This window comes from Acinetobacter sp. I-MWF (assembly GCF_025433935.1).
GTDB lineage: Bacteria > Pseudomonadota > Gammaproteobacteria > Pseudomonadales > Moraxellaceae > Acinetobacter > Acinetobacter guillouiae.
The window spans coordinates 1-453 of record NZ_JAMBAR010000044.1 but is presented as its reverse complement, the minus strand read 5'-3'; the positions used below and the strand labels follow the sequence as shown (position 1 = coordinate 453).

The 453-nt window shown below is 47.2% G+C and carries 1 protein-coding gene; it reads left to right on the top strand.

Going from position 1 to position 453, the window contains the following annotated elements:
• A partial coding sequence (locus M2R48_RS21285) for an Ig-like domain-containing protein (protein WP_262087620.1) occupies positions 1-453 on the top strand: 453 nt, incomplete at both ends.

Below are 453 nucleotides of genomic sequence, written 5' to 3'. Positions count from 1 at the left end.
CCAACAACACCAACAGACTTTGTAGACAACCAAGGTGATAACCAAGGGACGTTCCCAGGTGGTACACAAACGGATGACACGACCCCAGGGATTGTGATTGGTCCAGTGACACCAGGTGAGACACCAACATTGATTGTAGATGGTGTAGAAGTTCCATCTACTTATGATCCAACTACAGGTACATTGACGCCAGTTAATCCATTACCTGAAGGACCACATGAAATTACCTATACGATCACAGATCCAGCGGGTAACACCAGTGTTCCAAGTGATCCGATTCAAGTGGTTGTGGATACAACAGCGCCAAGTAAGCCAACAACACCAACAGACTTTGTAGACAACCAAGGTGATAACCAAGGGACGTTCCCAGGTGGTACACAAACGGATGACACGACCCCAGGGATTGTGATTGGTCCAGTGACACCAGGTGAGACACCAACATTGATTGTAGAT